At 65.9% G+C, this 26803-nt stretch carries 28 protein-coding genes; 10 read left to right on the plus strand and 18 right to left on the minus strand.

All coding sequences use genetic code 11. The features are described 5' to 3' along the window. Positions 1–2 precede the first annotated feature (2 nt). From ACOHWE_RS08860 to ACOHWE_RS08875, 4 genes are all read right to left on the minus strand, one after another. Positions 3–833 (minus strand): carbohydrate ABC transporter permease, encoded by an 831-nt coding sequence (locus ACOHWE_RS08860; protein WP_420665745.1) that lies wholly within the window; start codon positions 831–833, stop codon positions 3–5. A gap of 10 nt (positions 834–843) precedes the next feature. Next, positions 844–1674 carry a carbohydrate ABC transporter permease gene (locus ACOHWE_RS08865; RefSeq protein WP_420665930.1) on the minus strand — a complete coding sequence of 277 codons (831 nt, stop codon included), beginning with the start codon at positions 1672–1674 and terminating at the stop codon, positions 844–846. Positions 1675–1903: 229 nt separating this feature from the next. After that, entirely contained in the window at positions 1904–3211 is a 1308-nt protein-coding gene (locus tag ACOHWE_RS08870) for an ABC transporter substrate-binding protein (protein WP_420665746.1), read from the minus strand. A 114-nt stretch (positions 3212–3325) separates the two neighbouring features. Beyond that, positions 3326–4357 carry a LacI family DNA-binding transcriptional regulator gene (locus ACOHWE_RS08875; RefSeq protein WP_420665747.1) on the minus strand — a complete coding sequence of 344 codons (1032 nt, stop codon included), beginning with the start codon at positions 4355–4357 and terminating at the stop codon, positions 3326–3328. Positions 4358–4639: 282 nt separating this feature from the next. Between ACOHWE_RS08875 and ACOHWE_RS08880 the strand changes: the two genes are divergently transcribed. Further along, positions 4640–5254: a glutathione S-transferase family protein gene (locus ACOHWE_RS08880; RefSeq protein WP_420665748.1), complete on the plus strand. Its 615-nt coding sequence runs from the start codon at positions 4640–4642 to the stop codon at positions 5252–5254. 234 nt (positions 5255–5488) lie between these two features. After that, complete coding sequence (locus ACOHWE_RS08885; protein ID WP_420665749.1) at positions 5489–6319, plus strand: isocitrate lyase/PEP mutase family protein; 831 nt, start codon at positions 5489–5491, stop codon at positions 6317–6319. A 70-nt stretch (positions 6320–6389) separates the two neighbouring features. Here the strand turns inward: ACOHWE_RS08885 and ACOHWE_RS08890 are convergent, their stop codons facing one another. From ACOHWE_RS08890 to ACOHWE_RS08910, 5 genes are all read right to left on the minus strand, one after another. Beyond that, positions 6390–8750, minus strand: a complete 2361-nt coding sequence (locus tag ACOHWE_RS08890; RefSeq protein ID WP_420665751.1) for a methyl-accepting chemotaxis protein — start codon at positions 8748–8750, stop codon at positions 6390–6392. A gap of 80 nt (positions 8751–8830) precedes the next feature. Further along, positions 8831–10621 (minus strand): SulP family inorganic anion transporter, encoded by a 1791-nt coding sequence (locus ACOHWE_RS08895; RefSeq protein ID WP_420665752.1) that lies wholly within the window; start codon positions 10619–10621, stop codon positions 8831–8833. Positions 10622–10655: 34 nt separating this feature from the next. Then, positions 10656–11573 carry an MBL fold metallo-hydrolase gene (locus ACOHWE_RS08900; protein WP_420665753.1) on the minus strand — a complete coding sequence of 306 codons (918 nt, stop codon included), beginning with the start codon at positions 11571–11573 and terminating at the stop codon, positions 10656–10658. After that, a complete protein-coding gene (locus ACOHWE_RS08905; RefSeq protein ID WP_420665754.1) occupies positions 11570–12013 on the minus strand; it encodes a DUF6691 family protein in 444 nt (147 codons plus the stop codon). Before ACOHWE_RS08905 ends, ACOHWE_RS08900 begins: the two co-directional genes overlap by 4 nt. Position 12014: 1 nt before the next feature. Then, positions 12015–12449 (minus strand): YeeE/YedE family protein, encoded by a 435-nt coding sequence (locus ACOHWE_RS08910; protein WP_420665755.1) that lies wholly within the window; start codon positions 12447–12449, stop codon positions 12015–12017. A 96-nt stretch (positions 12450–12545) separates the two neighbouring features. Here ACOHWE_RS08910 and ACOHWE_RS08915 point away from each other — a divergent pair, with 96 nt between their 5' ends. Together ACOHWE_RS08915 and ACOHWE_RS08920 are read left to right on the plus strand one after the other, a co-directional pair. Beyond that, positions 12546–12881, plus strand: a complete 336-nt coding sequence (locus tag ACOHWE_RS08915; RefSeq protein ID WP_420665757.1) for an ArsR/SmtB family transcription factor — start codon at positions 12546–12548, stop codon at positions 12879–12881. A 191-nt stretch (positions 12882–13072) separates the two neighbouring features. Next, the gene (locus tag ACOHWE_RS08920) at positions 13073–13543 is read left to right on the plus strand and encodes a DsrE family protein (protein WP_420665759.1); all 471 of its coding nucleotides are present in this window, start codon (positions 13073–13075) and stop codon (positions 13541–13543) included. A gap of 64 nt (positions 13544–13607) precedes the next feature. Here the strand turns inward: ACOHWE_RS08920 and ACOHWE_RS08925 are convergent, their stop codons facing one another. The 9 genes from ACOHWE_RS08925 to soxX form a co-directional block, all read right to left on the minus strand. Then, a complete protein-coding gene (locus ACOHWE_RS08925) occupies positions 13608–14189 on the minus strand; it encodes a rhodanese-like domain-containing protein (RefSeq protein ID WP_420665761.1) in 582 nt (193 codons plus the stop codon). Between the two features lie 46 nt (positions 14190–14235). Further along, complete coding sequence (locus ACOHWE_RS08930; RefSeq protein WP_420665762.1) at positions 14236–14667, minus strand: DUF302 domain-containing protein; 432 nt, start codon at positions 14665–14667, stop codon at positions 14236–14238. Positions 14668–14785: 118 nt separating this feature from the next. Continuing rightward, complete coding sequence (locus ACOHWE_RS08935) at positions 14786–16039, minus strand: c-type cytochrome (RefSeq protein ID WP_420665763.1); 1254 nt, start codon at positions 16037–16039, stop codon at positions 14786–14788. Then, the gene (gene soxC, locus ACOHWE_RS08940; protein WP_420665765.1) at positions 16023–17285 is read right to left on the minus strand and encodes a sulfite dehydrogenase; all 1263 of its coding nucleotides are present in this window, start codon (positions 17283–17285) and stop codon (positions 16023–16025) included. The genes ACOHWE_RS08935 and soxC overlap by 17 nt, the downstream gene beginning before the upstream one ends. Before the next feature lie 38 nt (positions 17286–17323). Next, complete coding sequence (gene soxB / locus ACOHWE_RS08945; RefSeq protein ID WP_420665766.1) at positions 17324–19018, minus strand: thiosulfohydrolase SoxB; 1695 nt, start codon at positions 19016–19018, stop codon at positions 17324–17326. A gap of 119 nt (positions 19019–19137) precedes the next feature. After that, positions 19138–19998, minus strand: coding sequence for a sulfur oxidation c-type cytochrome SoxA (gene soxA, locus ACOHWE_RS08950; protein WP_420665768.1), 861 nt, complete (start codon positions 19996–19998; stop codon positions 19138–19140). A gap of 37 nt (positions 19999–20035) precedes the next feature. Beyond that, positions 20036–20365 (minus strand): thiosulfate oxidation carrier complex protein SoxZ, encoded by a 330-nt coding sequence (gene soxZ / locus ACOHWE_RS08955; protein ID WP_420665769.1) that lies wholly within the window; start codon positions 20363–20365, stop codon positions 20036–20038. 19 nt (positions 20366–20384) lie between these two features. Further along, on the minus strand, positions 20385–20807 hold the full coding sequence (soxY, locus tag ACOHWE_RS08960) for a thiosulfate oxidation carrier protein SoxY (protein WP_420665770.1): 423 nt from the start codon (positions 20805–20807) through the stop codon (positions 20385–20387). Positions 20808–20829: 22 nt separating this feature from the next. Next, a complete protein-coding gene (gene soxX, locus ACOHWE_RS08965) occupies positions 20830–21309 on the minus strand; it encodes a sulfur oxidation c-type cytochrome SoxX (RefSeq protein ID WP_420665771.1) in 480 nt (159 codons plus the stop codon). 253 nt (positions 21310–21562) lie between these two features. Here soxX and ACOHWE_RS08970 point away from each other — a divergent pair, with 253 nt between their 5' ends. The 6 genes from ACOHWE_RS08970 (at position 21563) to ACOHWE_RS08995 (ending at position 26782) form a co-directional block, all read left to right on the plus strand. Continuing rightward, complete coding sequence (locus ACOHWE_RS08970) at positions 21563–21943, plus strand: thioredoxin family protein (protein ID WP_420665772.1); 381 nt, start codon at positions 21563–21565, stop codon at positions 21941–21943. A 98-nt stretch (positions 21944–22041) separates the two neighbouring features. Continuing rightward, positions 22042–22377 carry an ArsR/SmtB family transcription factor gene (locus ACOHWE_RS08975; RefSeq protein WP_420665773.1) on the plus strand — a complete coding sequence of 112 codons (336 nt, stop codon included), beginning with the start codon at positions 22042–22044 and terminating at the stop codon, positions 22375–22377. Between the two features lie 68 nt (positions 22378–22445). Beyond that, positions 22446–23495: a YeeE/YedE family protein gene (locus tag ACOHWE_RS08980; protein WP_420665774.1), complete on the plus strand. Its 1050-nt coding sequence runs from the start codon at positions 22446–22448 to the stop codon at positions 23493–23495. Positions 23496–23560: 65 nt separating this feature from the next. After that, positions 23561–24478, plus strand: a complete 918-nt coding sequence (locus ACOHWE_RS08985) for an MBL fold metallo-hydrolase (protein ID WP_420665775.1) — start codon at positions 23561–23563, stop codon at positions 24476–24478. A 113-nt stretch (positions 24479–24591) separates the two neighbouring features. Further along, positions 24592–25125, plus strand: a complete 534-nt coding sequence (locus ACOHWE_RS08990) for a sugar dehydrogenase complex small subunit (RefSeq protein WP_420665777.1) — start codon at positions 24592–24594, stop codon at positions 25123–25125. Between the two features lie 40 nt (positions 25126–25165). Further along, a complete protein-coding gene (locus ACOHWE_RS08995) occupies positions 25166–26782 on the plus strand; it encodes a GMC family oxidoreductase (RefSeq protein ID WP_420665778.1) in 1617 nt (538 codons plus the stop codon). Positions 26783–26803 lie beyond the last annotated feature (21 nt).

Below are 26803 nucleotides of genomic sequence, written 5' to 3' on the forward strand. Positions count from 1 at the left end.
CCTTATTTCACAGCGCCGAAGGTCAGGCCGCTGACGAGTTGTTTCTGGCTGAACCAGCCGAGGATCAGGATCGGGGCGATGGCCATGGTGGAGGCCGCGCTCAGCTTGGCGTAGAACAGGCCTTCGGGGCTGGAGTAGCTGGCGATGAAGGCAGTGAGCGGGGCTGCCTTGGCCGCGGTGAGGTTCAGCGTCCAGAAGGCTTCGTTCCAGGCCAGGATCACGTTCAGCAGAAGCGTCGAGGCGATGCCGGGAATGGCCATCGGCGTGAGGATATAGAGCACCTCTTCGCGCAAGCTCGCGCCATCCATCCGGGCCGCTTCAAGGATCTCGCCGGGGATCTCCTTGAAGTAGGTGTAGAGCATCCACACGATGATCGGCAGGTTGATGAGCATCAGCACAATGACCAGGCCGGTGCGGGTGTCCAGCAGCCCCATCTTGATGAAGATCAGGTAGATCGGGTAGAGCACGCCAACCGCCGGAAGCATCTTGGTCGACAGCATCCAAAGGAGGATATCCTTGGTCCGTTTCGTCGGCACAAAGGCCATCGACCAGGCGGCGGGCACCGCGATGATGATGCCGAGGATGGTGGAGCCGCCGGCGATGATGATCGAGTTCCACAGGAAGCGGCCATAGTTGGAGCGTTCCTGCACCACGCTATAGTTTTCCAGCGTCCAGTCGAAGAACAGGAAGATCGGCGGGTCGGCGATGGCCTGGGCTTCGGTTTTGAAGCTGGTCAGTGCGGTCCAGAGGATCGGGAAGAAGATCAGGAGGCCCACACCCCATGCGATGGCGGTGTTCAGGGCTTTGCGTTGCGGGGTCGTTGCGCGTGCCATGAGAGCCTCCTTACGCGTCCAGGTTCTTGCCGACGATGCGCATCAGGAAGATGGCAACGATGTTGGCGAGGATGATGGCGTAGACACCGCCTGCCGAGCCGAGCCCGATGTTCTGGCTTTCCAGCACGCGCTGGAAAATCAGGTAGGTGAGGGTCCGGGTGCCGAAGGCGCCTTGGGTGGTGACGAAGATCTCGGCAAAGATCGACAAGAGGAAGATGGTCTGGATCAGCACCACCACGGTGATCGCCCGCGACAGGTGGGGCAGGGTGATGAAGGCAAAGCGTTTCAGCGGCGGCGCGCCGTCCATCTCGGCGGCCTCGAGCTGCTCGCGGTCGAGCGACTGGATCGCGGTGAGCAGGATCAGCGTGGCGAAAGGCAGCCACTGCCAGCTGACGATCAGGATGATCGACTGGGTCGAGGCCTCGGTCAGCCAGACCACAGGATCGGCACCGAAGGCGCGCCACAGGTGCGCCAGAAGGCCGTTCACCGGGTCCATGAAGACGTTCTTCCAGACCAGGGCGGAAACGGTGGGCATCACGAAGAAGGGCGCGATCACCAGCACGCGGACGACGCCCTGGCCCCACATCGGCTGATTGAGCAGCAGCGCCAGCAGCACCCCGAACACCACGGTGATCACCAAAACGCCACCGACGATCAGCAGGGTCGCCTGAACGCTGGGCCAGAAGGCGCTGGAGGAGACGAAGCGGACGTAGTTGTCAAAGCCCACCCAGCCGAGATCGCCGCCGCGCAGCGGCAGGTATTTCTTGAAGGAGAAGTAAAGCGTCATGGTCAGCGGCACCAGCATCCAGCCCAGGAGCAGCACCACGGCGGGGGCCAGCATTAGCCGGGCTGCGGCGCGGGCATGTTTCGTGCCGGCCTGGTGGTCCGCCGCGGGCGGGCTCGCGGCCTCGGGGGCGGAGGCGGCGATGCCGAGCCGGTCCGCGGGGTGGGAGTGTTGGGTTGCCATTGGGTGTTCCTCCTCCGCTGGCGGCAGGGGCCGCCTTGGACGATCATGCGCTTGCAGGGATGCCGGGGGGCGGCGTGGCGCCCCCCGGTCTTTAGCGGGAGCCTCAGCGGTAGCCGGCGGCCTCCATTGCTTCGTTGGTGAGGGCCTGCGCCTTCTCAAGCGCCTCGTCGATCGACTGCTGGCCCGCGTAGACGGCGGAGAACTCCTGGCTCACCTCGGTCGCGATGCCGGCGAACTCCGGAATGGCGACGAACTGGATGCCGACGTAGGGCACGGGCTTCTCTGTCGGGTTCTCCGGATCGGCGGCCTTGATCGACTCCAGCGTCATGCCGGCAAAGGGCACTTTCTGGTATTCGGGGTTCTCATACAGCGAGATGCGGGCGCCGGGCGGAACGTTGGCCCAGCCTTCCTTGGCCGCGACCAGCTCGATGTATTCCTTCGAGGTCGCCCACTCGATGAACTCCTTGGCCACATCAGCCTTCTGGGTGCCCGCAGGAATCCCCAGCGCCCAGGCCCAGAGCCAGTTGGCGCGCTTCTCCACGCCGTCCTTGTTGGGTGCCAGCGCGAAGCCCACCTTGTCGGCAACCTGCGACTCGTTAGGATTGGTCACGAAGGAGGCCGCCACGGTGGCGTCGATCCACATGCCGCACTTGCCCTGCTGGAACAGCGACAGGTTCTCGTTGAAGCCGTTGGTGGCGTAGCCCGCGGGGCCGTAGTCGTTCATCAGGCTGACGTAGAACTCCAGCGCCTCCTTCCACTCGGGCTGGTCGAACTGGGCGTTCCAGTCCTCGTCGAACCAGCGCGCGCCGAAGGAATTGGCGGTCACGGTGATGAAGGCGCCGCCCTCACCCCAGCCGGCCTTGCCGCGCAGGCAGATGCCGTTGATGTCGTTTTCCGGGTCATCCATTGCCGCAGCGGCTTCGCGGATGAACTCCCAGGTCGGCGCCTCCGGCATTTCCAGACCGGCCTTCTCCATCAAGTCGGTGCGGTACATGATCATCGAGCTTTCGCCGTAGAAGGGCGCCGCATAGAGCGTGCCGTCATGGCTCAACCCTGCGCGCATCGCGGGCAGGATGTCGTCGGCTTCGTATTCCTCCGAAAGATCGTCGAGCGGGACCAGCCAGCCGTTCGCGCCCCAGATCGGGGTTTCATACATGCCGATGGTCATGATGTCGAACTGGCCGCCCTTGGTGGTGATGTCGGTGGTCACCCGCTGGCGCAGGACGTTTTCCTCCAGCGTCACCCATTCGACCTCATGGCCGGTTTTGGCGGTGAACTCATCGGTCAGACCCTGCATCCGGATCATGTCGCCGTTGTTCACTGTTGCGATGGTGATGGTTTCGGCCGATGCGCCGCCTGCGGCGATCAGCGAAAGGGCAGTGGCCGCATAAAGGGCCTTTTTGACAAACATCCTCTACCTCCCTGTTGAGATGTCTGCCGAAAGGTTAGCGCCGCGCCTGCACTTGCGTCAATTTAAAAATTTACGCGCGTAAAGTTTTTGCGTTTCCCGGAGAGAATCAGGGTCTTAGGCCGATCCCCGCATCACCAGCCGCCCGTCAAACAGCGTCACCTGCCGCGAATCGGTGCCGGAGCCGGTCTCGATCAGCGCCATCAGGGCCTCTGCGCTTTGGCGGGCGATGGATTCGTAGTCCTGCGACACGGTGGTCAGCCCCGGGCAGGTGTAGCGGGAGAATGGGTGGTCGTCGTGCCCCGCGACGCGCAGGGCACAGTCCGGCTGCAGCCCGACGCGCAGACCGGCCTCATAAGCGGCCGACAGAACCCCGATGGCAAGCCGGTCGTTACTGCACAGAATGGTGTCGGTGGGCAGGTTCCGGTCGCGCACTACCCGGGTGGCCTCCCGGAAACCGATTTCTTCGAACTCCCAGCCATCGCCTTCGGCCTGGATCAGATGCGGCGGGTGGCCCAGCCGTTCCATCGAGGCGAGATAGGCGCTGCGCCGCTTGTGCGCGTTCGGGTTGGTGGGGGTTTTCATCTCGAAAAAGGCCGGCGGCTCGCCCGTGCGACAGAGGTAGTCCACAATGAGCCCAACGCTCTGGCTGTTGTTGGAGCCGACAAACCCCGCGCCCGCGTCTTCGATGCTGGCGTCGAACATGACCGTCGGCACTTCCTCGCAGAAGGCTCTCACGAAATCATGGTCCGAGGTCCGGCCCAGTGGCGCCAGCAGCACGCCCGCGGGCTTCAGGAGCCGCAGGTTCTCCAGATTGGCAATCTCCTGCTCCGGGCTGCCGTGGGAGCCCAGCAATACGGGGCGGTAGCTGGTGCCGAGGATATGATCCTCAATCGTGCCCGCGATCTTGGCAAAGAACGGGTCGGCCAGATTGGGCACCACGATGCCGATGGTTTTGGTCAGCCGCCGGTTCTGGTTCATCGCATAGAGGTTCGGGCGGAAGTCATAGCGCTCCAGTGCCGCCTCAATGCGCTGCCGGGTGGAGGCGCGCACGCTTTCGGGATCATTAAAGAATTTCGACAGAGTCGGGCGTGAGATTCCGCTGATCGCGGCGAACTCCTCCATGTTCCTGATCTTCTTGCCTTCCATGACTCTGAACGCCTTGTCTTTAGTCTGCCGGGCACGGCCGGGGCAGCGATGCCGGTTGTTTCCCTGCCACCTTAATTGACGCGCGAAAACTTTCACAGCCCCATTCAGAACGGCACCGGAGGCGTGCGGCGGCGAGATGGACGGGGAGAGGTATGTGCTGCCGGCAGGGAACCCCCGCCCAGGCCCGATGGTTGTTCTTCCAGTAGCCAGAGGAAGCTCCATGACCGCCTTGATCACCGTGAACCCCGGCGCCGCCGCGCATCTGCAGGGCAGCGTGCCGGCATGATTACTCTCCACGCGCTGAAATACTCCCGCGCCACCCGCGTTCTATGGCTGCTGGCCAATCTGGACCAGCCCTGCGAACGCATCGATTATGACCGCACGGAGGAGTTCCGCGCGCCGCAGGAACTCTCCGGGGTGCACCCCTTGGGCAAGTCGCCGGTGATCGAAGACGAGGGCCAGGTTATCGCGGAATCCGCGGCGATCCTGCGCTACCTGGTTGCCAAGTTCGGCGATACCAGCCATCAGCCGGAGGCCGGCACCGCGGCGTTCTGGCGCCACGAAGCGCTGCTCGATTACGTCGAGTCCTCATTTGCCGGGGCCGCGCTGCCGGTCATCCTGCCCGCCTTCCGCGGCAAGGAGGCGCCCGAGCAGGCGCGTGAGGCACTGAACAAGCACTTGAGTTACCTCAGCCAGGAATTGAGCGAAGGGCCGATGCTGTTTGGCAGCCAGCTGACGCTCGCCGACATCCAGATGTCCTACCTGCTCGCGCTGCTGGATCGTTTCGACCTTCTGGGCGGGCATCCCAAAGTTGCGGCCTACTGGAGGGCGCTGCAGCAGCAGCCCGGGTACTTGGCCGCGATCGAGGTCGCAGGCCCGATGGCGCCGCCGGAATAGCCTGCAGGAGGGCGTCCTTACGGGGGCGAAGGCGCCAAGGACGTGGGCGAAAGGTTCGTTGCTGCCGGGGCAGAGAGGCGCTCTGGCGCGTCCCGCTCAACCACCGCATCGCCACCAGACCGTTTCTGCAGCAGGTGATGCTTGCCGGGCCCGCAGCCGCGCATTGCGCTTTTGTCGAGGCTGGCACATGATCGCGGCGATGAGGCGGGCCGGGCCCGCGGGGAGGGAGACGGTATGACCATCGGCGAGACATTCCGCGCGCTCCATCAGCGCGGCAACCCCTTTATTCTGGCCAACGCCTGGGATGCGGGCAGTGCCAAACTGCTGGCCGCGCTGGGCGCGCAGGCGATCGGCACCACGTCGAGCGGCCATGCTTTCATGCTGGGGCGGGCCGACATGGGCAACGTTACCCGAGACGAGGCGCTGGCCCATGCACAGGACCTGGTGGCGGCGACGCCCTTGCCCGTCTCCGGCGATTTTGAGAACGGCTACGGCGATGCCCCGGAGACCGTGGCTGAAACCGTGCGGCTGGCGGCCGAGGCCGGGCTTGCGGGCTGTTCCATCGAGGACACCGATATGGCGGATGGCAGCGCCTATGGCTTCGACCTGGCAGTGGAGCGCATCCGCGCCGCCGCCGCTGCGGCCCGTGCGCTGCCCGAGGACTTTGTGCTGGTGGCGCGGGCTGACGGCATCATGAACGGCGTCTACGATATCGGCGAGGCCCTGCGCCGCGTCCGTGCCTTCGATGCGGCCGGGGCGGATTGCCTCTATGTGCCGCTGCCGAAGTCAAAGGCCGACTTGCAGAGCGTCTGCGAGGCCACCCTAAAACCGGTTAACGTGCTGGCGGCGGGCCCTTACGCCAATGTGCCACGGGCGGAGTTTGCCGGGATGGGCGCGGCGCGGATCTCGCTTGGCTCGGCGCTGGCGCGGCTCACCCAGACCACGCTGATCGAGGCCGCGCGGGGCATTCTGGGGGAGGGCGATTTTTCCAGCCTGCTGGGCGCGATGCCCGGGGATGCGGTGGACAGGCTGCTGCTGGGAGAGCCGGGCAGCGGCGCAAGCTGAATAGCGGCGGGGCAGGACCGGGGCAGCATCCCGCAGTCCCGCGCCCCGCGACCCGATTGACCGGCGGGGCTCAGAAGTCCTGCCACAGATCCTTGGCGGCATTGCCCTCCACTGCCACCTTGGCGGATCTGGGCGGCAGCGCCCCGGCGTCCCAATCCGCACCATGCGCCGAGGCCGTATGCGGCGCAGCGGCTGGGGCCGGCGCGGACTCGGCGGGTTTGGCGAGGGTGGCGGTGCCGAGGTTGAAGCGGGAGACCAGATCCGCCAGTTTCGATGCATCCGAATTCAGCATGTGGCCGGCCGCGGTCGCCTCCTCCACCATGGCAGCGTTCTCCTGGGTGACCTGATCGAGCTGGCTGACCCCGGTGTTGATCTCGGCCAGGCCGGTGGACTGCTCGGCCGCGCCCTCGGCGATGCCCGAGACCAGTCCGGCGATGTGGCTCACGCGGCTGACGATCCCGCTCAGCGCTTCGCCTGTCTTGCCGACCAGGTCGACCCCGCGTGCCACATGTTTTGAACTGTCCCCGATAAGGGTCTTGATCTCCATTGCCGCGTCCGAAGACCGCTGCGCCAGCGCCCGCACCTCGCTTGCGACCACGGCAAACCCCTTGCCCGCTTCGCCCGCACGTGCGGCCTCGACGCCGGCGTTCAGCGCCAGAAGGTTTGTCTGGAAGGCGATGTCGTCGATTACGCCGATGATCTGCGAAATATGCGAGGAGCTTTGCTCGATCTCGGTCATTGCAGCGACCGCATCGCGGACCACGCCGCTGCTGGCCTCGGCCTCGGTGCGCGCCTCGCCCATGGTGCTTTCCACCGAACGCGCGCCCTCGGCGGCAGATTTGACGCTTGCAGTCAGCTCGTCCAGGGCGGCGGCGGTTTCCTCCAGCGTCGCGGCTTGTGTTTCGGTGCGGCGCGACAGGTCGTCGGAGGACTGGCTGATTTCGCCGGCACCGTTCCGGATGCTGCTGGTGACCTCGATCACCTGGGCGATGGTGTTGTGCAGCGTCTTAACGGTCATGTTGAAGTCGTGCCGCAGCTGCTCGTGGCCGGCTGGGAAAGGTTCCTTGATCGGCTGCGAGAAGTCGCCGCCTGCAAGGCGCACGAGCCCTGCGCTGAGGCTGGCAACCACTGCTTCCTGCTCCTGCTGCTGCTGCGCGCGCTGTTCCTCGGCGGCACGGCCCTCGCGCAGGTCGTCCTGCAGGCTCACCAGCGTTTTTCCGATCTTGCCAATCTCGTCGCCGCGCCGGGCCTCGCGCACGTCGGTGCCGAAATTGCCGCCCGAGACCGCCTCCATGCTGCGGCAGATGCCGTCGAGCGGCCGGGTGATCGAGCGCGCGAAGAGCCAGCCGAAGACCGATAGCAGCGCAGCGCCCGCCAGCGAGATCAGGATCTGGATGTTGCGGTCGCGCGCAACAGGGGCCAGCAGCTCGGCGCGGTCCTGCTCGATCGCGATGGCCCAGGTGGTGTCGAGCATCGGCACCGGCGCCGCATAGGCCGCCACGCTCTGGCCGCGAAGGCCGGTGGTTTCAGCAAAGAAGCCCGCGGTGCCGTCCAGTGCGGCCTGGATGTGGGGGCCACCCGGCAGGACTTCGAGGGCCGCATGCCCGCCGTCAAAGCGCGAATTGGAGCGTGCCCGCAGGTCCTGGCCGATCAGGTAGACCTCGGCGGTTTCCCCGATGCCCTTGGCATCGTTCATGATTGTGTTCATCATGTTCACCGGGACGCGCAGGATCAGAACTCCCGCGGTGGCGCCGGCGTCCGTCCCCACCTTGGTGGCGACGAAGGCGGCCGGCGCGCCGCCATCAGCGGCGTAGGGCGCGATGTCGGAGAACAGGACCGTGCCGTCCTCGGCTTCCAGCGCGGCCTGAAACAGTTTGGCCGCGTCGCTGTCTTTGTATGGACCGTTCACAAGGTTGGTGCCGTATTCATCGCGTTTGAAGACGGTATAGATCACCTCTCCGGGCACGCTCACCAGAAAGGCGTCGGTATAGCCCTTGGCGGTGAGGAGGGTGCGGAAGGAATGGTGGAACTTCGAATGATGGATGTTGTAGGGGATGGTGTTCTTGCCGCGGTCCAGTAGATGGCGTTCGCCCTCGGGGTGAGGGTTGGAGGTGATGAAGGTCTCCCGCATTTGAGTCCCAGCGTCAGCGCCAAGGCTGCCCCAGGCGGCCGATAGGCGCTGCAGCGCTGTGGCGGTCGAGGGGGTGTCGGCCAGCGTCCGCAGATCGGCGTTTATCGCGCCGATCAGCGTCTCCAGCGCGGTCTTGCGGCTGGTCACCATCGCCTCGAATTGCTCGTTGGCCTGTCTGATGGCCTGACTCTGGAAATTCACCGTACTTGTGACCACCATGAAGGCGGTGATCAGCATCCCGAAGCCGACCACGAAGAGCGGCAGTTTGTAGGCAATCTTCAGCGATGAAAGTGCTTTCATGTCTTTCTCCCCAACCACGCGGGCCGGAGGGCCGCGAGAAATCTCGGCAGGCAGAAGACATCGAAGGCGTTAATTTACCGCTAAGCGCCGCATTTGGAGGAAATTGCTGTCGTTTCCGGCATGGGTCGTGCGCGATCCGGTGTGCCATCTGCGGTGGATTTTCCCAGGGTGCAGGCGGCTTCGTGCTGGCTGAGGAAGACTTCGCCGGTCAGCTCGTCCAGGAAATGGCTGCGTTTCAGCCGGTCCATCACCGGGCCCTTCACCTCGCTCAGGTGCAGCCGGATGCCCGCTTCGCGCAGGCGGGTATTGATCGTCTCCAGCGATTCGAGCGCGGAGAGGTCGATCTCGTTCACCGCCGGAAACATCAGCACCACGTCCGTGAGCTCGGCCTTGTCGGCGGCATAGGCAGCAAGCTGGTCCTCCAGATAACGGGCGTTGGGGAAGTAGAGGCTTTCGTCCACCCGGAGCGACAGCACATGCGGCTGGGTTTCCACCCGGTGGCGCAGCACGTTGCGGAAATGCTCGGTGCCTGGCACGCGGCCAACCACCGCCATATGCGGGCGCGAGGTCTTGTAGAGATGCACGAGGATCGAGGTCAGCACACCCGCCGATACCCCGGCCTCGACCCCGGCCAGCAGGGTGAGGGCGATGGTCACGGCGACCGCGGCGAAATCGGCGCGGCTGAAGGTCCAGGCGCGTTTTAAGATGGAGAAGTCCACAAGGCTCAGCACCGCAACAATGATGGTCGCCGCCAGCACCGCCTTCGGCAAGTAGTGGATCAGCGGTGTGAGATAGAGCGCGGCCAGGGCAAGGCCGAGGGCGGTAAAGGCCCCGGCCGCGGGGGTTTCAGCACCGGCGTCGTGGTTCACCACCGAGCGGGAGAAGCCGCCGGTAACAGGGAACCCGCCGCTGAAGGCCGCGCCGAGGTTGGCCGCGCCCAGCCCGATCAGCTCCTGATCAGGGTCGATGCGCTGCCGCTTTTTGGCGGCAAGGGTTTGGGCGACGGAGATGCTTTCGACAAAACCGATGATGGAGATCAGCAGCGCGGGCATCGCCAATTGTGAAATCAGCGCTGGCGAGGAGGACGGGAGGGTCAGCGGAGGCAGGCTCTGCGGCACTTCCCCGACGATGGCTACCCCCTGCTGGTCAAGGCCGAAGGCCCATACCGCCAGCGTTGCGGCAGCGATGGCGAGCACCGGCCCGGCTTTCGAGCCAACATCCGCCAGCTTCGGACCCAGCCCGATCCGGCGCAGCAGCGGCTTCAGACCGCTGCGCACCCAGAACAGGAAAGCGGTGGCCGCCGCGCCGATTATGAGCGTCGCGAGGCTGGTGGAGCCGATGTTCTGCCATAGCCCTTCGAGGATTTCCGGCAGCGTGTGGCCGCCGCCCTCCACGCCGAGGATGTGGCGCAGCTGGCTCGCGGCAATGAGCAGGCCGCTTGCAGTGATGAAGCCCGCGATCACCGGATGTGACAGGAAGTTGGCCAGAAACCCCAGGCGCAGGAACCCCAGCGCCAGCAGCATCGCCCCCGACAGTCCCGCCAGGGTCAGCGCAGCCGTGGCATAGCCCGCAGTACCGCTCTCCGCCACTTGGCCCACGGCCGCCGCCGTCATCAGGGAGACCACTGCCACCGGCCCGACCGCGAGCGAGCGTGAAGTGCCGAGTACCGCATAGAGCAGGATCGGCACGATCGAGGCGTAGATCCCGGCCTCTGGCGGCAGTCCGGCCAGCAGCGCATATGCCAGCGACTGCGGGATCAGCATGATGGTCACGATCACCGCCGCCACCGCATCGCCGGTGAACTCGGCACGCCCGTAGCGGCGGCCCCAGTCGAGGATGGGCAGGTATCGCGTCAGGGGGCGCAGGGGCATTGCTGGGTCCGTTCAATAGGGGAGGGGCACCCGGTCAGGTAAAGCGGTTGGCGGGCAGCTTCAGGTAGTGATGGCCGTCATTCTCGGCCTCGGGCAGACGTCCGGCGCGCAGGTTGACCTGGAGCGCCGCAAGAATGCGGTGGGGCAGCGCCAGTGTGGCGTCGCGTTCCTGCCGCCGCCGGATGAAATCTTCTCGCGTTGTACCGTCCTTCACGTGCTTGTTCTCCGCCTTGTGCCTGGCCACCGTGGCCTCCCACATCGGCTCGTCCCGCCCGGGCGCGCCGTAGTCATGGCCGACGAAAAGACGGGTCTCCGGCGGCAGGGACAGGATGGCTTGGATCGACTCCCACAGTTCCTCGGTCTTGCCGCCAGGGAAGTCCGAGCGTGAGGTGCCCGCGTCCGGCTGCATCAGCGTATCATGCACGAAAGCGGCATCGCCGCAGACGTAAGTGATCGAACCGAGCGTGTGGCCCGGCGAGAGCATGACCTTGACACCGAGATTGCCGATCTCGAAGGTCTCGCCTTCCTCGAACAGGCGGTCAAAGTCGCGCTGGGGATCGAAAGCATTCGGCAGATTATAGAGATCCGCCCAAATCTTCGCGATCTCGGGTACCAGCGCGCCGATGGCGTTGGGCGCTCCGGTGCGTTCCTTCAGCTGGGCCGAGGCCATCACGTGGTCGGCATGCGGGTGGGTGTCCAGCACCCAGACCACCTCCAGCCCGTTCTCCTCGACCAGGCCCAGCACCTGCTCCAGGCTCTCGGTGGAGAACGTGCCGCTGCGATGGTCGAAGTTCCACACCACGTCGATCAGCGCGGCCTTCTTCGTCTCCGGGTCGGCGCAGATGTACTGGATCGAGCCGGTATCCGGTTCGTAGATGCCCCAGACATCCGGGCTGCCCGCGCCGGTGGAAGCGGAAAAGCGCACGACGGGGGTTTCCAGGGGATCGCTCATTGGGTCGCTCCTTTCGAAAACGGGGTGGGGAGGTTGCCGGCATTGCGGGCCAGCCACATGCCGGCCAGCATGAAGGGCACGAAAATCAGCGTGCCGGTGGCACCGATCGGCAGCGCGGTGAGCGCCGGGCCGGGGCAGAAGCCGCCCAGCCCCCAGCCGACGCCGAACAGCGCCGCGCCGGTGAGCAGCTTGGGGTCGAGGTCGGTTCGGGTGGGGATGCGGAACTGACTGTCGAACAAGGGCTTTTGCAGGTTCCGCGTCAGCAGCGCGAAGCCCGGCGCGGTGATAGCGATGGCACCGCCCATTACGAAGGCGAGCGAAGGATCCCAGGTGCCGAAGAGGTCCAGGAAGTTCAGGACCTTGGCCGGGTTCGCCATGCCGGAAAGGATCAGGCCGAGGCCGAAAACGAGGCCGGAAAGCAGCGCGAAGATCTGTTTCATGTCAGCCTCCGAAGCCGTGGCGGATGACAAGCACGGTCACGAAGGCCGTCGCCATGAAAGTCACGGTCGCCAGGATCGACCGCATCGAGCCGCGGGAGATGCCGCAGACACCGTGGCCTGAGGTGCAGCCGCTGCCGACAACCGCGCCGAAGCCGACCAGCAGGCCGGCGGCCGCCATCAGGAGCGGGCTGGAGGGCACCCATTGCTGGGGCCAGCTGCCGGACGCCAGGGCCCAAAGCGGTGCTGCCAGCAATAATCCCAGCACGAACATCGCCGAGACGCCGCGCGCCTCGCCATCGGTGGACCGCGCGAAGATGCGGGAGGTAAGGCCGCTGATCCCGGCGATCCGGCCGTTAGTGGCCATCAAGAGCACCGCGGAGACGCCAATCAGCGCGCCGCCCGCGAGAGAGGCCCAGGGGGTGAACTCTGTTTCCATGTCAGCACTCCGTTATCAGGCGGACAACGCCGCCGTGCTTGTCACTGTTCCATATTATGCATATATTCCTAATCGAGAATATTCAATAGGTCTAATATGCGGGAAGCTGAAGATATCGAGGCCGAAGATTTCCTCCAAGGCGACATCGCGGGGGCGGCCGCACTGATGGGGATGCTGGCATCAGAGGCGCGGCTGCAGATCCTGTGCCGCCTCGCCGGCGGGCAGGAGCGTTCGGTGGGCGAGCTGGCACGGCTCTGCGCGATGCCGCAACCGTCGATGTCGCAGCAGCTGAAGCGGCTGAAGGAAGCCGGGCTGGTGGCGGCCCGGCGCGATGGGCAGACGATTTACTACCGGGTTACCAGCCGTGAGGCTGCTGCTGTGCTGGAAACGCTGCACCGGCTTTATTGCGATCGTGCCGTGCCCCGCGGGTGAGATCCGGACTGGAGCTCTCTTCCGTCATCTGCGCAGGGCTCTCCCTGGGTAGACAAGTCGCATGTATATAGTCGAATGTATAAATTCGAAGTGCGAACAGACACGTGCCGCACCGGCGGAATCCGCAGCCCGGGTGCAATTTGAAAGCAGCTGGGCGGTGCCGTCTGCGGCCAATCACGGGAGGTCAAAAAATGCTTATGAAATGGGTGCGCGGCGCGGTTGCCGCCGGGCTCGCCGCGGTGGCCTTGTTTGCCGCCGGCGCAGCGGCGGCGCAGGACAGCAGCCGCTACGGACCGCAGAAGGTGGTGTATCACATCAACGGCACCGGCGGTGAAGAAGCCAAAGCTTACCGGGGTGCCCTTCGCAACGTGCAAAACCACATCAACGCTGTCGGGCGCGAAAATCTCGAGGTGAAAGTGGTGCTGCACGGCAATGGCGTCGGGCTGCTCCAGGAAGCGCTTTCCAACGAACAGGTGCAAATGGCGGTGACCAGCCTGCGGGGACAGAATGTGGTCTTCCTTGTTTGCAACAACACGCTCACCGGCCGCGGCATCGACTACGAAACCGGGCTGTTTGAGGTCTTCGAGGACCAGATCGTGCCTTCGGGTGTGGCGGAACTAAGCTACCTGCAGGGGCAGGGCTACACATATGTGAAGCCGTAGACGGGCGGCTGAGCCGCCGGGCTTTGGCGCCCGGCGGCTCAGATTCCCTTAACTGCCTGGCGGTTCAGTTCCCTTCAGATACCGTGAGACCCAGAATGCGCCAGAGCTGCATGCCGCCGCGGTAGTAGCTGATCCGTTCCGCCGGGTAGCCGGCCCCGATCATTGCGCGGATCGCGGTGGGCGACTGGCCGCACCACGGGCCGTTGCAGAACAGGGCGACCCGCGGCGCGTCCGCGCAATCCCAGCCGTCGAAATCCGCTTCGCAGCCCAGTTCCCCCAGCCGGTCGCTGATCTCGTCCCAGGGCAGATGGCGGGCGCCGGGAATGGTGCCGCCCTCGTACCAATCGCGGGTGCGGCTGTCGATGACGATGGCTTCCGGATCGTTCAGCATGTCCAGAAGTTCCAGCTCGCCGATCGTCGTTACGCCTTCGGCCGGGCTCATGGGCTGGATGCAGAAGGGCGGGCAGGCGCGGGAGGTCTTGGCAAACTCGCCGGTAATCACGGCGCTGTTGTCCTGCCCGCGCCGGATTTCGACCGGGCCGGACGGCGTTTCCACCGTGACCGACAGGCGTTCGGCGTCAATACCGACGGGCTCCGCCAGGACCGGCAGGGCAAGACAGGACAGGAAAGCGGCGATGCGGAACATAAATGGCCTCCTCAGGCTGCAAGTTGCGGGCGGGCGGCTGCCGGCGTCATTGGCCGGCCGCCTCCTGGGCAATACGGTCGAGCAAGGCCTGAACGTCCTGCATCGGGCCCTCGGGGAGCACCCGGTAGCCGATTTCCACAGTCCCCTCGCGGCCGGTGACGAAGATCCCGTAGGGGCAATGGGCGATATTCGCAGGGTCAGCTTCCATTACCTTGCGCGACAGCACCGCCGAGCAGAACAGGAAAACGTCGGCTTCGTCGAAGATCTTTGCGGTGCTGCCCACATCCTCGCCGGTGCGGTTGAGCATCGCCCCGACGTGGCTCACGTAGTCCACGACCAGCCCTTCGCCGACAATGGCGCTTTCCACGCTGAAGGCGGCGTCTTCGAAGCTGCCGTCGAAGGGGTAGGTGATCACCTCCTGGGCGGCGGCAGCGCCGCCTGCCAGCGCGGCCAGCGCCGCAATCACAAATGTCTTCATGCCTTGGTCCTCCCTTGCTTCCAGACTTGATGCGGGTCAGGCCGGGCAAAGCCCGGCCGTTTCCCTGCCGCTGGCGCGGCGCGATGCGGTGGCCGGATGGGCCGGCCGCCGGAATGGCTCACCCGCCCTGGGCTTCGAGGTAGGCGGTGATCGCTTCGATGTCCTTGTCCTTCTTAAGCCCGGCAAAGGACATTTTGGTGCCTTTCAGAAAGCTCCTCGGCTTGGCCAGGAATGCGGCGAGGTTTTCGTGATCCCAAACCAGTCCGCCGGCAGCGGCCTCGTCAAGGGCCTTAGAGTAGCGGAAGCCCTCCACCGCACCGGCGGCCCGGCCGACGACGCCGTTCAGGTGCGGGCCGCTGCGGTTCTTGGCGTTCTCTCCCACCTGGTGGCAGGCTGCGCATTTCTTGAAGACGCGTTCGCCTGCGGCTACCAGCTCGGGGTCGGGGCCTGCTGCGGCGGCTTCCCCGGCGGTATCCTCCGGGTCAGCCGTCTGCGCGGATGCGTCTTCCGCTGCCGGCTGATCCCCGGCTGCCGCTTCTTCGGCCGGCTCCGCGCCTTCGGGCTGCGCTGCGGCGGTATCTCCGCTGTCATCCGTGCCGGGCGTCACGTCGAGCACCGCAGCCCGCATTGTGATCTCCACCTCTTCCTTGCAGCCTTCCATGCAAGCCTCTCCGGAAAATACCGGGAGCTCGGTTTCCGGGCGGTCGTCGGGCTTGAACCCGTCTTCGTTCGGCATGGTGATTTCGGTGAAGGTCTCCCTCGACAGCTCGAAATCATCGTCGACGACATTGTTGAGATAAAGCAGATACGCGGTGATCGCATAGACCTCGTCGGGCTCCAGAGACTGCGCCTCGCCAAAGGGCATGGCGCGGTTGACGTAGTCCCAGACGGTGGAGAGGTAGGGCCAGTAGGAGCCGATGGTCTTAACCGGATCCTTGCGGTCCAGCGTGCCCTGCCCGCCTGCCAGTACCGGCCAGCGTCCGACTGCTTCGCCGAAGTCCCCGTGGCAGGAAGCGCATTTGGCGACGAAGACTTCCTCGCCGGTCCAGACATCGCCCGAGCCCTCCGGCAGGCCGGTGCCATCGGGGCGGATGTCGATGTCCCAGGCGGCGACCTCCTCCGGCAGCGCAGGGCGGCCGAGCCCGTAGCCGCCCCCGCGCGAGGGCGCGGCGGCCTCGGGGGCGGCAGCCGCTGCGGTTTCCGGCGCGGCTTCGCCTTCCGTTGCTGCCGTGTTGGCCGCGGCGGCTGCCTGAATGCCCCCCGCATTGGCCGGGCTTGCAGGCACGGCGTTTTCCGCCAGCACCCAGGACAGCGCCAGAACCGAGGCGGTGCCGGCCAGCGCAGGGGCAAGAACTTTAAGATACTTCGACATTTTCCGCCTCACCCCGTGCGTTGACATGCCAGGTCTGGATGCCGTTGTTGTGGTAGATCGAATTCTCGCCGCGGAGCTGCCGCAGCGCGTCCTTGGTGGGCTGCACGTAGCCGGTGGAATCATGCGCCCGGCTTTGCAGGAGGAGCGGTTTGCCGTCCCAGTCGAACTCGAAATAGAAGCGGTGCATCGACTTGTCGAAGCTCGGTCCCGACATCCGCGCCTGGTGCCAGGTCTTGCCGCCGTCGAGTGTCACGTCCACCCGCGGGATGGTGCCGCGGCCGGACCAGGCGATGCCGCTGAGCACGGTGGGGCCGGGGCCGTGCAGGATCGGCGCCTGCGGGCTGGGGCTGGTGATCACTGATTTTGCGTCCATCTCCCAGGTAAAGCGGCGGGCGGTGCCGTTGTCCAGAAGGTCGGTGTACTTGGAGGTTTCCTCGCGGTGGTGCCAGGGCTTGTCGCCGACCTCGATCCGGCGCAGCCATTTGATCCACATGTTGCCTTCCCAGCCGGGCACCACCAGGCGCACCGGGTAGCCCTGCTCGGGGCGCAGTGCCTCGCCGTTCATCTTGAAGGCGACAAGGCAATCATCGAGCGCCTTCTCGATCGGTATCGAGCGGGTCATCGCGGAGGCATCGGCGCCTTCGGGCATGATCCATTTGCCGTTGGTCTTGACGCCCGCTTCCTCAAGCAGCAGCCGCAGCGGCACGCCGGTGTAGACCACGTTGTGGATCATGCCGTGGGTGTACTGGCAGCCGTTCAGCTGCGCGCCTGCCCATTCCATGCCGGAATTGGCGGCGCATTCCAGGAAATAGGTGCGGTTCTCCCGCGGGAAGCGCATCAGGTCCTGCATGGTGAAGACAAGGGGCTTGTCCACCAGCCCGTTGATCATCAGCCGGTGCTTGGCCGGATCGACATCGGCTATGCCTGCGTGGTGGCGCTCGAAGCACAGGCCGTTGGGGGTGATGATGCCGTCGAGCTCGTGGATCGGTGTGAAGTTCACCGAGGAGACCGGATCGGCAGTCAGCCACTCGACATTCCGGCGCACCACGTGGGCCTCGTGCCGGGAGGGGGTGCCATAGGGGCGGGCGTCGACGCCTTCGCCCAGCTCCTGCATCCATGGCTGCAGCTCGGTGATCGCGGGGTCGGGGGCCTGGGCAGTGGCCGCACGGGCGGCTGCCAGCGCGCCGCCTGCCGCCAGCGCGCCGCCGAGGAAGCGGCGCCGCGAGGGCGCGGGAGTATTGCTCATGCGCAAAGTCCTTCTGTCGTCTGTGTCGTTCCGGCGGCTCATCCGGCCACCACGTCAACGCTGGTGTTGGGGTCGATGGAGACCGTGCCCTGGCGGCGGATGTGGCTTTCCACCACGTCCCAGATCGGCGGGCCCTCGGTGCCCTCGGTAACGCTGGCCCAGCCGGCCACCGCGTAGGATTTTGCCGCGTCGATGGCCTCACCGGAAGCGAGCAGGGTCATATCCGTGATCCGCGCGCCTTGCGGCTTGGAGATGTCGATGCGGTAGCCCATGCCGCCGACCCGCACCATGTCGCCGCCCTGCTGGTAGTAGGGATCGGGGTTGAACAGGTTGTCGGCCACGTCTTCCAGGATCAGCTTCAGCGTTTCGCCTGTCATCTCCGACCGGTAGGCGGCGGGATAGCTCATCGCAGTCGCGTTGAAGACGTCCTCGCGGGTGATTTTCTGGCCGGGCATCAAGGTGGCACCCCAGCGGAAGCCCGGCGACAGCGCGATGTCGGCTTCCCGCTCGGCGATCAGCGCGTTGCAGATCAGGTCGTCCCAGGTGCCGTTGAAATTGCCGCGCCGGTACAGGAGCGAATCCGTCTCGCCCAGCACCTCGGCCATCTCCGCGGCGTAGGGTGCACGGGTTTCCTCCACCAGGGCCGCCATTTCCGCATCGGGCGTGATCACGTCGGAAAAGATCGGGATCAGCCGGTGGGTGAGATCCTTGAAGCGGCCGGCCTCGACCTCGATATCGACGCGGGAGACGAACTTGCCGTGGCTGCCGGAGGCGATCAGCCGGGTGTCCCCGACCAGAACCGGCTCGGGCAGCGCGTCATGGGTGTGGCCGGTCAGGATGACATCGATGCCCGGCACCTCAGCCGCCATCTTCCGGTCCACGTCGAAACCGTTGTGGGACAGCACCACGACCACTTCGGCACCGGCATCGCGGGCTTCCTGCACCACCGCTGCCATGCGGGCCTGGCGCACACCGAAGCTCAAGTCAGGGAACATCCAGGACGGGTTGGCGATCGGCAGATAGGGGAAGGCCTGGCCGATCACCGCGACCTTAGTGCCGCCGCGCTCGAACATCTTCATCGGCTCATAGGCCGGCTCGTCCCAGGTGGCGTCAAAGATGTTGGCGCCAAGGAAGGCAGGGTCGAGCTCGTTTTCGAGGATCTCCGTCACCCGGCCGATGCCGAGGGTGAATTCCCAGTGCGAAGTCATCGCCTCGGTTCCGAGCGCGTTGAACAGGCGCACCATGTCGGCGCCTTCGCTGCGCAGCGCGGGCAGGGAGCCCTGCCACGTATCGCCGCCATCAAGCAGAATTGCATCGGGGCGCTCGGCGCGGATCGCCTTCACCACCGTGGCGATGCGGTCGAGCCCGCCCATCTTGCCGTAGGCGCGTCCCAGCGCCACGAAATCATCATAGGTCAGCGCGTAGTCCAGCGGCGAGCCGTCCTCGATCCCGTAGAGCTTTCGGAATGCGGCACCGGTCACATGCGGCACATGTCCGCGCGCTGCGCCGACGCCAAGGTTGATTTCCGGTTCGCGGAACCAGACCGGCTGGGTCTGGGCGTGAATGTCCGTGATATGGATCAGCGTCAGCTCACCGGGGCCGCCGCTGCCGATCAGGTCTTCCTGGGTCAGCTTCTGCTGCGCGGCCAGCCGCGACCAGTTGCCGAAGCCCGAGGCGCCCCACAGTGCGGAGGCGGCCAGACCCGCTTGGAGGAAGTGGCGGCGGGAGATCATGGGCGGGCCCCTCGTTTTGGCGCAAGTATCAGTGTCGAAAGCGTCATCAGATGCAATCTCTTGAATATGTTTGGGCGGAAACACCCCGCCGAGCCTAGGGCCGGGCGGGGTGCTTTCTGTCAGTTGCGGACGGAAGGGCCTTCGACCGAAAGCCCGTTGCCGCGGGATGCGACGTAGAGCTCCAGTGCGACAAACTCCGGGCTGCCGGGCTTGAAGGTCTCAGCGCGCGTGTCGCGCACGCAGCCCTTGAAGCGGGCATGGGCCGAATTCAGTTTGCCGTTCTTCAGCCGGTAGGTGGGGAACCCGTTGATCTGGCCCTGACTCAGGTGGTCGGCCCGGATCATGTTGTCGTAGTTGTCCTCGTGGCAGTTGGCGCAGGCGAGTTCCAGCTGTCCGTAGCGGGTGTAGTAGATCTCCTTGCCCTGCTCCCAGGTTTCCCGTGCGGGGCCGTCGATCGCCACGTTGACCGGCATCCCGCGCGACACCGAGGCAAGCAGAGCCGACATTTCGGTCATCCGCTGCCCGGTGTACTTCCAGGGCTCTGCCCCGGCCTGCTCGGTCACGCATTCGTTGATTTGCATTTCCAGCGTCTGCACTTCACCCTTGGCCCCGTCCCATTTCGGGTAGACCGCGCGCACACCGGCCAGCGCTTCCGGGCTTTCATGGCAGGAGGCGCAGGACTTGCCGTCCGGCCCCAAGGCGGTCTCGAAATCGGCGCGGGCGTTGTCGACCCCGATCATGCCGGGGTTCTCGAAGTCGTCCATCTGCAGCGCCTGTGTCTCCGCCGAGCGGAATTCCCAGCCCGAGATAACTTCGTCCAGGTTCTCCAGGTGCGCGGGCGCCTCCGCCCGCGTCACGATTTCGGTCTCGCCGTTGATGACGAGCCCGGCTTCCTCTGCCTGCACGGCGGTGGCGAAGGCGGCCGGCCCGGCCAGCCCGAAGGCGGCCAGCATGGCGCCCGTCCTCAGCGTCTGTCTCATTCCGGTCTCCTCCCTTGCCCGGTGAGCGGCGATCCCGTCAGGCGACGGTGATCTCCTTGGTTTCCTCGTAGGTAGACCCGTCATCATCGTGCCAGGTGAAGGTAAAGCTGCCGCTTTCCGGCACCTTGGCCTGGAACTCGAAATAGGGGTTCGTCGAGATCGCAGGTTCCATCTGCACCTCGATCACGGTCTCTCCGTTGAAGGTGCAGGTGAAGTGGTTGATGATCGAGCGCGGGATGACGTTGCCGTCTTTGTCCTTGCGCTGACCCGATTCCATCGGATGGGAGATCAGGGTCTTGATGGTGATGACCTCGCCTGCAGCGGCTTTCTTGGGCACGCGGACGCGGGGGGTGACGTTTTCTGCCATGTCCTTTTCCTTTCCTGGCTCAGCCGCCGCAGCCGCCGATGGTGACCTTCACCTCTTGCGCCGCGCGCGCAAAGCTGCCGTCGGCCATCTTGGCAATCGCGACAACCTCCTGGGTGCTTGCGAGCCGGATCCGGGTCGAGGCCATCTGCGCCCCGGCCAGCGGGCCGAAGCGGAACTCGCCGACTTCGGGGCTCGGATTGCCGGTAGCCAGAAGCAGGATCGCTTCGGCGCCCGGCGCGTCGACCTCGATCGGCACGGTGTTGCCGTTCTCGGCGATCTCCGGGGCGGTCAGGGTCAGGCCGCTGCCGCTGATTTCGGCGCCGCCGGTGAACTTGGCGATCAGCTCGTCCGTTGCCGAGGCCAGCGCCACACGCGGGCCCAGCATCGCCGAAAGCCCGGTGCCGGCCATCAGGGCCAGTGTCTGTCTGCGTGAAAAGCTCATGGTTCTCCTCTCCTGCCGCGCGTCATTCTTCGCGCAGCGTCATCAAATAGGCGACCACATCCTCGATCTGCTGAGCGGTCAGCAGGGGCGGCAGCGGCTCCTCGCCGGCCTCGCCGGTGAAAGCATCGCCCGGCCGGATGAAGCCGGTGGTCTTGTAGAAGGCCGGCATGATGGTGCCGGGGAAGGTCATCTTTGCGTTGGCGACGATGCCGCGCAGCTCCGCCTCGCTCCAGCGCTCGCCCGCGCCATCGAGCGGCGGGCCGACCTCGCCATGGAAGGGAACCTCCGACAGCGCGCTGATCTCGTGGCAGGCCACGCAGTTTCCCAGGCCCCGTTCGGCCATGACCGCCGCGCCCGCTTCCGGGTCGCCGGGCTGGCCGCTGAGGGACGCCTCGATAGCGCCGTACTCGTCGAAGGCGACGCTTTCGGGCGCCACCACGCCGGCCTCGGCGGCCGCGCCTGCCAGCGCCAGCGCGCAGGCGAAGGTAAGTTGTCGCGACATGTGTCCTCCCTGAAAACAGTGTCCTCCGCAGGGACGCTACCACGCGGTATCCGTGGCAGGCAATATCATATTTGATTTTTTGAATACGGCTGTATGCCGGCGCCGTCCCAAGTCGGCCTGGTCCGGGTTCAGCCAGGTATTTTCCCCGCTCAATCGGGACGCTGCGCGGATCTGGCGCTTGCCCTGGACACATTGCAATACTACTATTTGATTAATTGAGGCGCTTCCCCGCGCCGCTGCTCCCGGAGCTCCCATGGTCCGACTCGCCCCCTTGCTGGCAGGCGCTGCCCTGGCCCTGACATTCGCCGCCGCGCCGGTGCGGGCGGAATTGGAACTGGTGATGGTTGAACTCGAAGGCTGCGCCTGGTGCAAGCGATGGAATGCGGAGATCGCGCCGATCTACCCCAAAACGGAAGAGGGCGCCGCCGCCCCCCTGCGCCGGGTCGACCTGCATGATATGCCGGCCGGACTGACGCTCGCGCGCGAGGTGCGCGCCGCACCGACCTTCCTGCTGGTCGAAGACGGCGTCGAGACCGGCCGCATCGAGGGCTATCCGGGCGAGGCATTCTTCTGGGGACTGTTGCAGAAGCTGCTGGCAGAGCGCGCGGCCGCGGCTGCGGCGCCGCAGGACTGAGACCTCTTGGCGCGCCCGGATTGCATTAACCGGACACCCGGCATAGACCCGGGCTACAGACCCGGCGGAAGCTGTCTGCCCTACTGGAGAACGTGAAGATGGCGCTGCCCAAGATCACAGAGAGCATGAGCGACGAAGACCGCGACCTGATGATGCGTAATGCGCGCGCCGCCGCGGATTTCCTCAAGGCGCTGGGCCACGAGGGCCGGCTGATGATCCTGTGCCACCTGGTCTCGGGCGAGAAATCGGTGACCGAGCTGGAGCAGCTCCTGTCGGCGCGCCAGGCGGCGGTCTCGCAGCAGCTGGCACGGCTGCGGCTGGAGGGGCTGGTGACCCCCCGCCGGGAAGGTAAGGTGATCTATTACAGTCTGGCCGATGACCGGCCGCGCCGGATCATGGAGCTGGTTTACGACCTGTTCTGCCAGCCGGGCTGACCGGGCTGCGCCGGGGCGGGTGCGGGCCGGAGGCGCCAGGGAGGGCGCAGGCGAGGGAGGAAGGCAAGATGCTGGAATGGCTGGAAGAACCGGTGATCGCGGCTTTGATCGGGCTCGGCAGCGGCGCCGTGCTGGGGCTGGCGGCGCGGCTGGGCCGCTTCTGCACCCTGGGCGCAATCGAGGATGCCGTTTATGGCGGCAGCCTCTTGCGGCTGCGGATGTGGGGTTTTGCCATCGGCGTGGCCATCCTCGCGAGTTTTGCGCTGGCGGCGGGCGGGCTGTTCGATCCGGCCGCCAGTTTCTACCTCAGTGAGGGCTGGAGCCTGCCCGGCGCGGTTTTGGGCGGGCTGGTCTTTGGCTACGGCATGGCGCTTGCGGGCAGCTGCGGCTACGGCGCGCTGGCACGGCTCGGCGGAGGCGACATGCGTGCTTTCGTGATCGTGCTGGTGATGGGGGTTGCGGCTTATGCGACGCTCTCAGGCCCCCTGTCGGGGCTGCGGGTGGCGCTGTTCCTGCCCGCGGGCGCGCCGCAGCCGGGGATGGCGGGTTGGCTGTCGCTGGCGAGCGGCCTGCCCGCCGCCGCCTGCGGCGCCGCAGCGGGCCTGCTGATCGCCGGGGCGGCGTTCTGGGGCCGCGGTCTTCTGCTGCCGCGCGGTGCGGTGCTGGCGGGGGGTGCCGTGGGGCTTGCCATTGCCGCGGGCTGGGGCGGCACCTATTGGCTCTCCCGGGCAGGTTTTGACGCTCTGCCGGTGGTGTCGCACAGTTTTTCGGCCCCGCTGGGAGAGACGCTGCTTTATGCCATGACCTCCAGCGGCGCAGCGCCCAGCTTCGGCATCGGCTCGGTTGCGGGCGTGCTGGCAGGCGCCTTTGCAGGCAGCTTATGGAAACGGCAATTCCGCTGGGAGGCCTGCGAGGACCCGCGCGAGCTCAAGCGCCAAATCCTCGGGGCGGCGCTGATGGGCTGGGGCGCGGTCACCGCGGCGGGCTGCAGCGTGGGGCAGGGAATTTCTGCCTTCTCGGTGCTCTCGGTCGGCGCGCCGGTGACCCTGGCGGCCATTATTCTTGGCGCGTGCCTTGGCCTGCGCCAGCTGATCCGGGGGTTTGCCCCGGCCGAGTGAGCTGCCCTCTCGACGGAGTGGCGATCAGATGCAATGATGCGAATGTATTATTGCGAGAGGACACCATGAAACTGACACGACGCAGGCTGCTGCAATGCGCGGCCGCCTCTGCCCCGGCGCTCGCCCTGGCACCTGGCTGGGCTCTTGCCGAACTCGCCCTTCCGGGTATGACGCTGACCACCCTGAGCGACGGGTATCTGCAGCTGCCGGAGAGTTTTCTGACCGGCGACCTGCCGCAGGAGGAACTGCGCGCCATTCTCGACGCGGCGGGCGTGCCGCCGGGCCGTTACACGCCGCCCTGCAACGTGACGCTTCTGCGCCGCGGCGCGGATACGGTGCTGTTCGATGCGGGCGCGGGACCCGGCTTCATGCAGAGCGCAGGCCAGCTGCCCGATGCGCTTGACGCACTGGGTGTGGCGCCGGAAGAAATCACCCATGTGGTTTTTACTCACGGCCACCCCGACCACCTATGGGGCGCGGTGGATGATTTCGACGAGCCGCTCTTTGCCAACGCCCGCCATCTGATGGGCCGGGCCGAGCGGGACTACTGGCGCGATCCGGCGACGCTGGACAGCATAGGCGCCGAGCGGCAGAGCTTTGCTGCGGGCGCAGCGCGGCGGCTGGAGATCCTTGGGTCCCTTCTGGAGGTTTTCGACGATGGCGAAGAGATCCTGCCAGCCGTTACCGCCCGCGCCAGCTATGGCCACACACCGGGGCATATGGGCTTCGAACTTGGCCAAGGTCCTGGCGCTGACACGGCCTGGATCGCCGGCGATGCCATCGGCAACGCGCATGTGGCGCTGGCCCGGCCGGAGTGGCCGTCGGCCGCGGATCAGGACCCGGAGACCGGCGCGAAAACCCGCGTTGCGCTGCTGGAACGGCTGGCGGAAAGCGGCACCGCGGTCATCGGCTTCCACCTGCCGGAAGGCGGGATGGGGAGGATTTCGCGGGCAGACGGCGGTTACCGCTTCACGCCGCTGTAGACGCTCCCGGGACTCGGTGCGGCTGCGGCAGCTCCCGGCAAAGCGCCGCATCCTCCGCAGCGGGCGCGGGCACCGGGGCGGGAATTCACAGCCGTCGCGCAGGGATTATCCGGGTGAACTCCGAAGTGCAGAAGGCACGGGGCGGAACCTTTTTTCCCTTCCGTTCGTTTGTTTCATGCACCGGACGCATTTCCCGCTCCGGCGCGCTGCCCGAGGACACCGTTATGGATATTTTATCTTCACGCCGCGCTTTTCTCGCGGGATCGTCCGCCGCCGCTTTTTCTGCTGCCGCAGGCTGGCCCATTGATGCCCGCGCCGCGGCGCTTACAGCGGGTGATTTTCTGAAAATATCCCAAGATCTTACCGGCCGCAGCGGGCTGGATGAGGACATTGCCGCCGCCATGCTTGCGGCTTTCAAGGCAAGCGGGCACGAAGCCGAGCTGGCCGAGCTTGGCAGTGATCAGCCGGATCCGGCGCTGCAGAATAGCATCGTCGCGGCTTGGTATAGCGGCGTATCCCCGGACCCGGACGCGGAAACGGTACTGACCTATACCGAGGCCCTCATGTGGGAGGCGATGTCTTACACCAAACCGATGGGCTACTGCGGCGGCCCCGTCGGCTACTGGGCGGAGCCGCCCGCAAGCTGACAGTTCCGGCAACCGGCAGAAAAAACTCCAGGGGGGGCGCATGGCACAAGATATTACTGCAGATGTTCTGATCATCGGTACCGGGGTGGCGGGGGCCCTGGCGGGCGCCAAGCTGGCCGGACGCGGGCTCAGCGTCGCTTTTTTGGAAGCTGGCAAGCGGATCGAGCGGTTCGAAGCGGTAGAGCGTTTCTGGGCGGCGAAAATCAAGGTCCCGGAATCGGCTTATCCCAATGATCCGGCGGCTTCCCATCCGGAGAGCCACAAGCCGGAAGCTTTCTACCAGCAGACCGGGCCGGAACTGTTCCGCTCGACCTATGTGAAGGTCGTCGGCGGCACCACCTGGCACTGGCTCGGCACCACGCTGCGAAACCTGCCGTCAGACTTCCAGCTGCAGACACTTTACGGGCGGGGTGCCGACTGGCCGTTGAGTTATGACGATCTGGAACCATTCTACCAGGCCGCCGAGGAGGAAATCGGCGTAGCGGGCGACTCCGCGGAGGACCTCGGCTCGCCGCGGTCGGGCGGGTTCCCGATGGGGCCGATCCCGATGACCTACCTGGACAAGCACTTTGCGGAGAGGCTGGAGGGGACACGTTTCAAAGTGAGTGCCACTCCGCAGGCGCGTAATTCCACATTCTGGGGCGACCGGCCGGAGTGCTGCGGCAACGCTTCATGCATTCCGGTGTGCCCGGTGCAGGCAAAGTATGACGCGACCGTCCACGTCGCCCATGCGGAAGCCGCAGGGGCGGTGGTGCATGCGGAGACCACGGCCACCCGGCTGGAGCTCGGGCAGGACGGCAGGATTGCATCGGTTGCTTTCCGCCGCGCCGATGGCAGCACTGGCAGGGCCACGGGAAAGGTGATTGTCGTCGCCGCGCACGGGATCGAGACCCCGCGCCTGTTGCTGAATTCGGCGCAGGAAGGGGCTCCGAACGGCATCGCGAACAGCTCGGACCAAGTAGGGCGCTACCTGATGGACCATCCCATCCGGCTGAGCTGGGCGGAGGCCGCGGAGCCGGTGTGGCCCTACCGCGGACCGCTCTCGACCTCCGGGATTGAAAACCTGCGCGACGGCAGCTTCCGCAGCGAACGCGGCGCGTTCCGTATCGAAATTGGCAACGACGGCCACAGCTGGCCCACCGGCGCGCCGGGGACCACGGCAGCAAAGCTGGCGCAGGAGGGTCTGCGCGGCGGGGAGCTGGATGCACGGCTGAAGGATGTCACCTCTCGCCAGATCCGGCTGGCCTCTCTGGTCGAGCAATCGCCGGACCCGGAAAACCGCGTGACGCTGGATCCAGACAAGAAGGACGCCAACGGGGTGCCGCTGCCGCGAATACACTTCAGTCTGGACGAGTATACCCGGTCCGGGCTCCAGGCGGCGGAGGCGGCGCATGAGGAAGTCTTTGCCGCAATTGGTGCACAGAACGTCCAGCATTCGCCGGACGCGCAGGGCGCGGGGCATATCATCGGCACAGTGCGGATGGGACAGGATGCGGCAACCGCGGTGGTTGACGCCGACCTGAGAAGCTTCGATCACCCCAACCTGTTCCTGCTGGGTTCCGGAACCTTCCCGACCTCGGCTACGGCGAACCCGACTCTGACCATTGCGGCCCTGTCGCTGCGTGCAGTGGATGCGATTGCTGCCAGCGTCAGCTGAGGGCTGCAGCGGTCGAAACAT

It is taken from the genome of Cribrihabitans neustonicus (genome assembly GCF_048820895.1).
GTDB lineage: Bacteria > Pseudomonadota > Alphaproteobacteria > Rhodobacterales > Rhodobacteraceae > Cribrihabitans_A > Cribrihabitans_A neustonicus.

Excerpts from the sequence above, each read along its gene's own strand:
- ACOHWE_RS08860 (WP_420665745.1), bottom strand. The coding sequence starts at position 833 with ATGGCACGCGCAACGACCCCGCAACGCAAAGCCCTGAACACCGCCATC.
- ACOHWE_RS08970 (WP_420665772.1), top strand. The coding sequence starts at position 21,563 with ATGGTCCGACTCGCCCCCTTGCTGGCAGGCGCTGCCCTGGCCCTGACA.
- ACOHWE_RS08995 (WP_420665778.1), top strand. The coding sequence starts at position 25,166 with ATGGCACAAGATATTACTGCAGATGTTCTGATCATCGGTACCGGGGTG.
- ACOHWE_RS08865 (WP_420665930.1), bottom strand. The coding sequence starts at position 1,674 with ATGCTGGCCCCCGCCGTGGTGCTGCTCCTGGGCTGGATGCTGGTGCCG.
- ACOHWE_RS08885 (WP_420665749.1), top strand. The coding sequence starts at position 5,489 with ATGACCATCGGCGAGACATTCCGCGCGCTCCATCAGCGCGGCAACCCC.
- ACOHWE_RS08935 (WP_420665763.1), bottom strand. The coding sequence starts at position 16,039 with ATGTCGAAGTATCTTAAAGTTCTTGCCCCTGCGCTGGCCGGCACCGCC.
- ACOHWE_RS08905 (WP_420665754.1), bottom strand. The coding sequence starts at position 12,013 with ATGAAACAGATCTTCGCGCTGCTTTCCGGCCTCGTTTTCGGCCTCGGC.
- ACOHWE_RS08985 (WP_420665775.1), top strand. The coding sequence starts at position 23,561 with ATGAAACTGACACGACGCAGGCTGCTGCAATGCGCGGCCGCCTCTGCC.
- ACOHWE_RS08915 (WP_420665757.1), top strand. The coding sequence starts at position 12,546 with ATGCGGGAAGCTGAAGATATCGAGGCCGAAGATTTCCTCCAAGGCGAC.
- ACOHWE_RS08880 (WP_420665748.1), top strand. The coding sequence starts at position 4,640 with ATGATTACTCTCCACGCGCTGAAATACTCCCGCGCCACCCGCGTTCTA.
- soxX (WP_420665771.1), bottom strand. The coding sequence starts at position 21,309 with ATGTCGCGACAACTTACCTTCGCCTGCGCGCTGGCGCTGGCAGGCGCG.
- soxC (WP_420665765.1), bottom strand. The coding sequence starts at position 17,285 with ATGAGCAATACTCCCGCGCCCTCGCGGCGCCGCTTCCTCGGCGGCGCG.
- ACOHWE_RS08925 (WP_420665761.1), bottom strand. The coding sequence starts at position 14,189 with ATGTTCCGCATCGCCGCTTTCCTGTCCTGTCTTGCCCTGCCGGTCCTG.
- ACOHWE_RS08875 (WP_420665747.1), bottom strand. The coding sequence starts at position 4,357 with ATGGAAGGCAAGAAGATCAGGAACATGGAGGAGTTCGCCGCGATCAGC.
- ACOHWE_RS08870 (WP_420665746.1), bottom strand. The coding sequence starts at position 3,211 with ATGTTTGTCAAAAAGGCCCTTTATGCGGCCACTGCCCTTTCGCTGATC.
- soxA (WP_420665768.1), bottom strand. The coding sequence starts at position 19,998 with ATGAGACAGACGCTGAGGACGGGCGCCATGCTGGCCGCCTTCGGGCTG.
- ACOHWE_RS08910 (WP_420665755.1), bottom strand. The coding sequence starts at position 12,449 with ATGGAAACAGAGTTCACCCCCTGGGCCTCTCTCGCGGGCGGCGCGCTG.
- ACOHWE_RS08890 (WP_420665751.1), bottom strand. The coding sequence starts at position 8,750 with ATGAAAGCACTTTCATCGCTGAAGATTGCCTACAAACTGCCGCTCTTC.
- soxY (WP_420665770.1), bottom strand. The coding sequence starts at position 20,807 with ATGAGCTTTTCACGCAGACAGACACTGGCCCTGATGGCCGGCACCGGG.
- soxZ (WP_420665769.1), bottom strand. The coding sequence starts at position 20,365 with ATGGCAGAAAACGTCACCCCCCGCGTCCGCGTGCCCAAGAAAGCCGCT.
- soxB (WP_420665766.1), bottom strand. The coding sequence starts at position 19,018 with ATGATCTCCCGCCGCCACTTCCTCCAAGCGGGTCTGGCCGCCTCCGCA.
- ACOHWE_RS08930 (WP_420665762.1), bottom strand. The coding sequence starts at position 14,667 with ATGAAGACATTTGTGATTGCGGCGCTGGCCGCGCTGGCAGGCGGCGCT.
- ACOHWE_RS08975 (WP_420665773.1), top strand. The coding sequence starts at position 22,042 with ATGGCGCTGCCCAAGATCACAGAGAGCATGAGCGACGAAGACCGCGAC.
- ACOHWE_RS08895 (WP_420665752.1), bottom strand. The coding sequence starts at position 10,621 with ATGCCCCTGCGCCCCCTGACGCGATACCTGCCCATCCTCGACTGGGGC.
- ACOHWE_RS08900 (WP_420665753.1), bottom strand. The coding sequence starts at position 11,573 with ATGAGCGATCCCCTGGAAACCCCCGTCGTGCGCTTTTCCGCTTCCACC.
- ACOHWE_RS08920 (WP_420665759.1), top strand. The coding sequence starts at position 13,073 with ATGCTTATGAAATGGGTGCGCGGCGCGGTTGCCGCCGGGCTCGCCGCG.
- ACOHWE_RS08980 (WP_420665774.1), top strand. The coding sequence starts at position 22,446 with ATGCTGGAATGGCTGGAAGAACCGGTGATCGCGGCTTTGATCGGGCTC.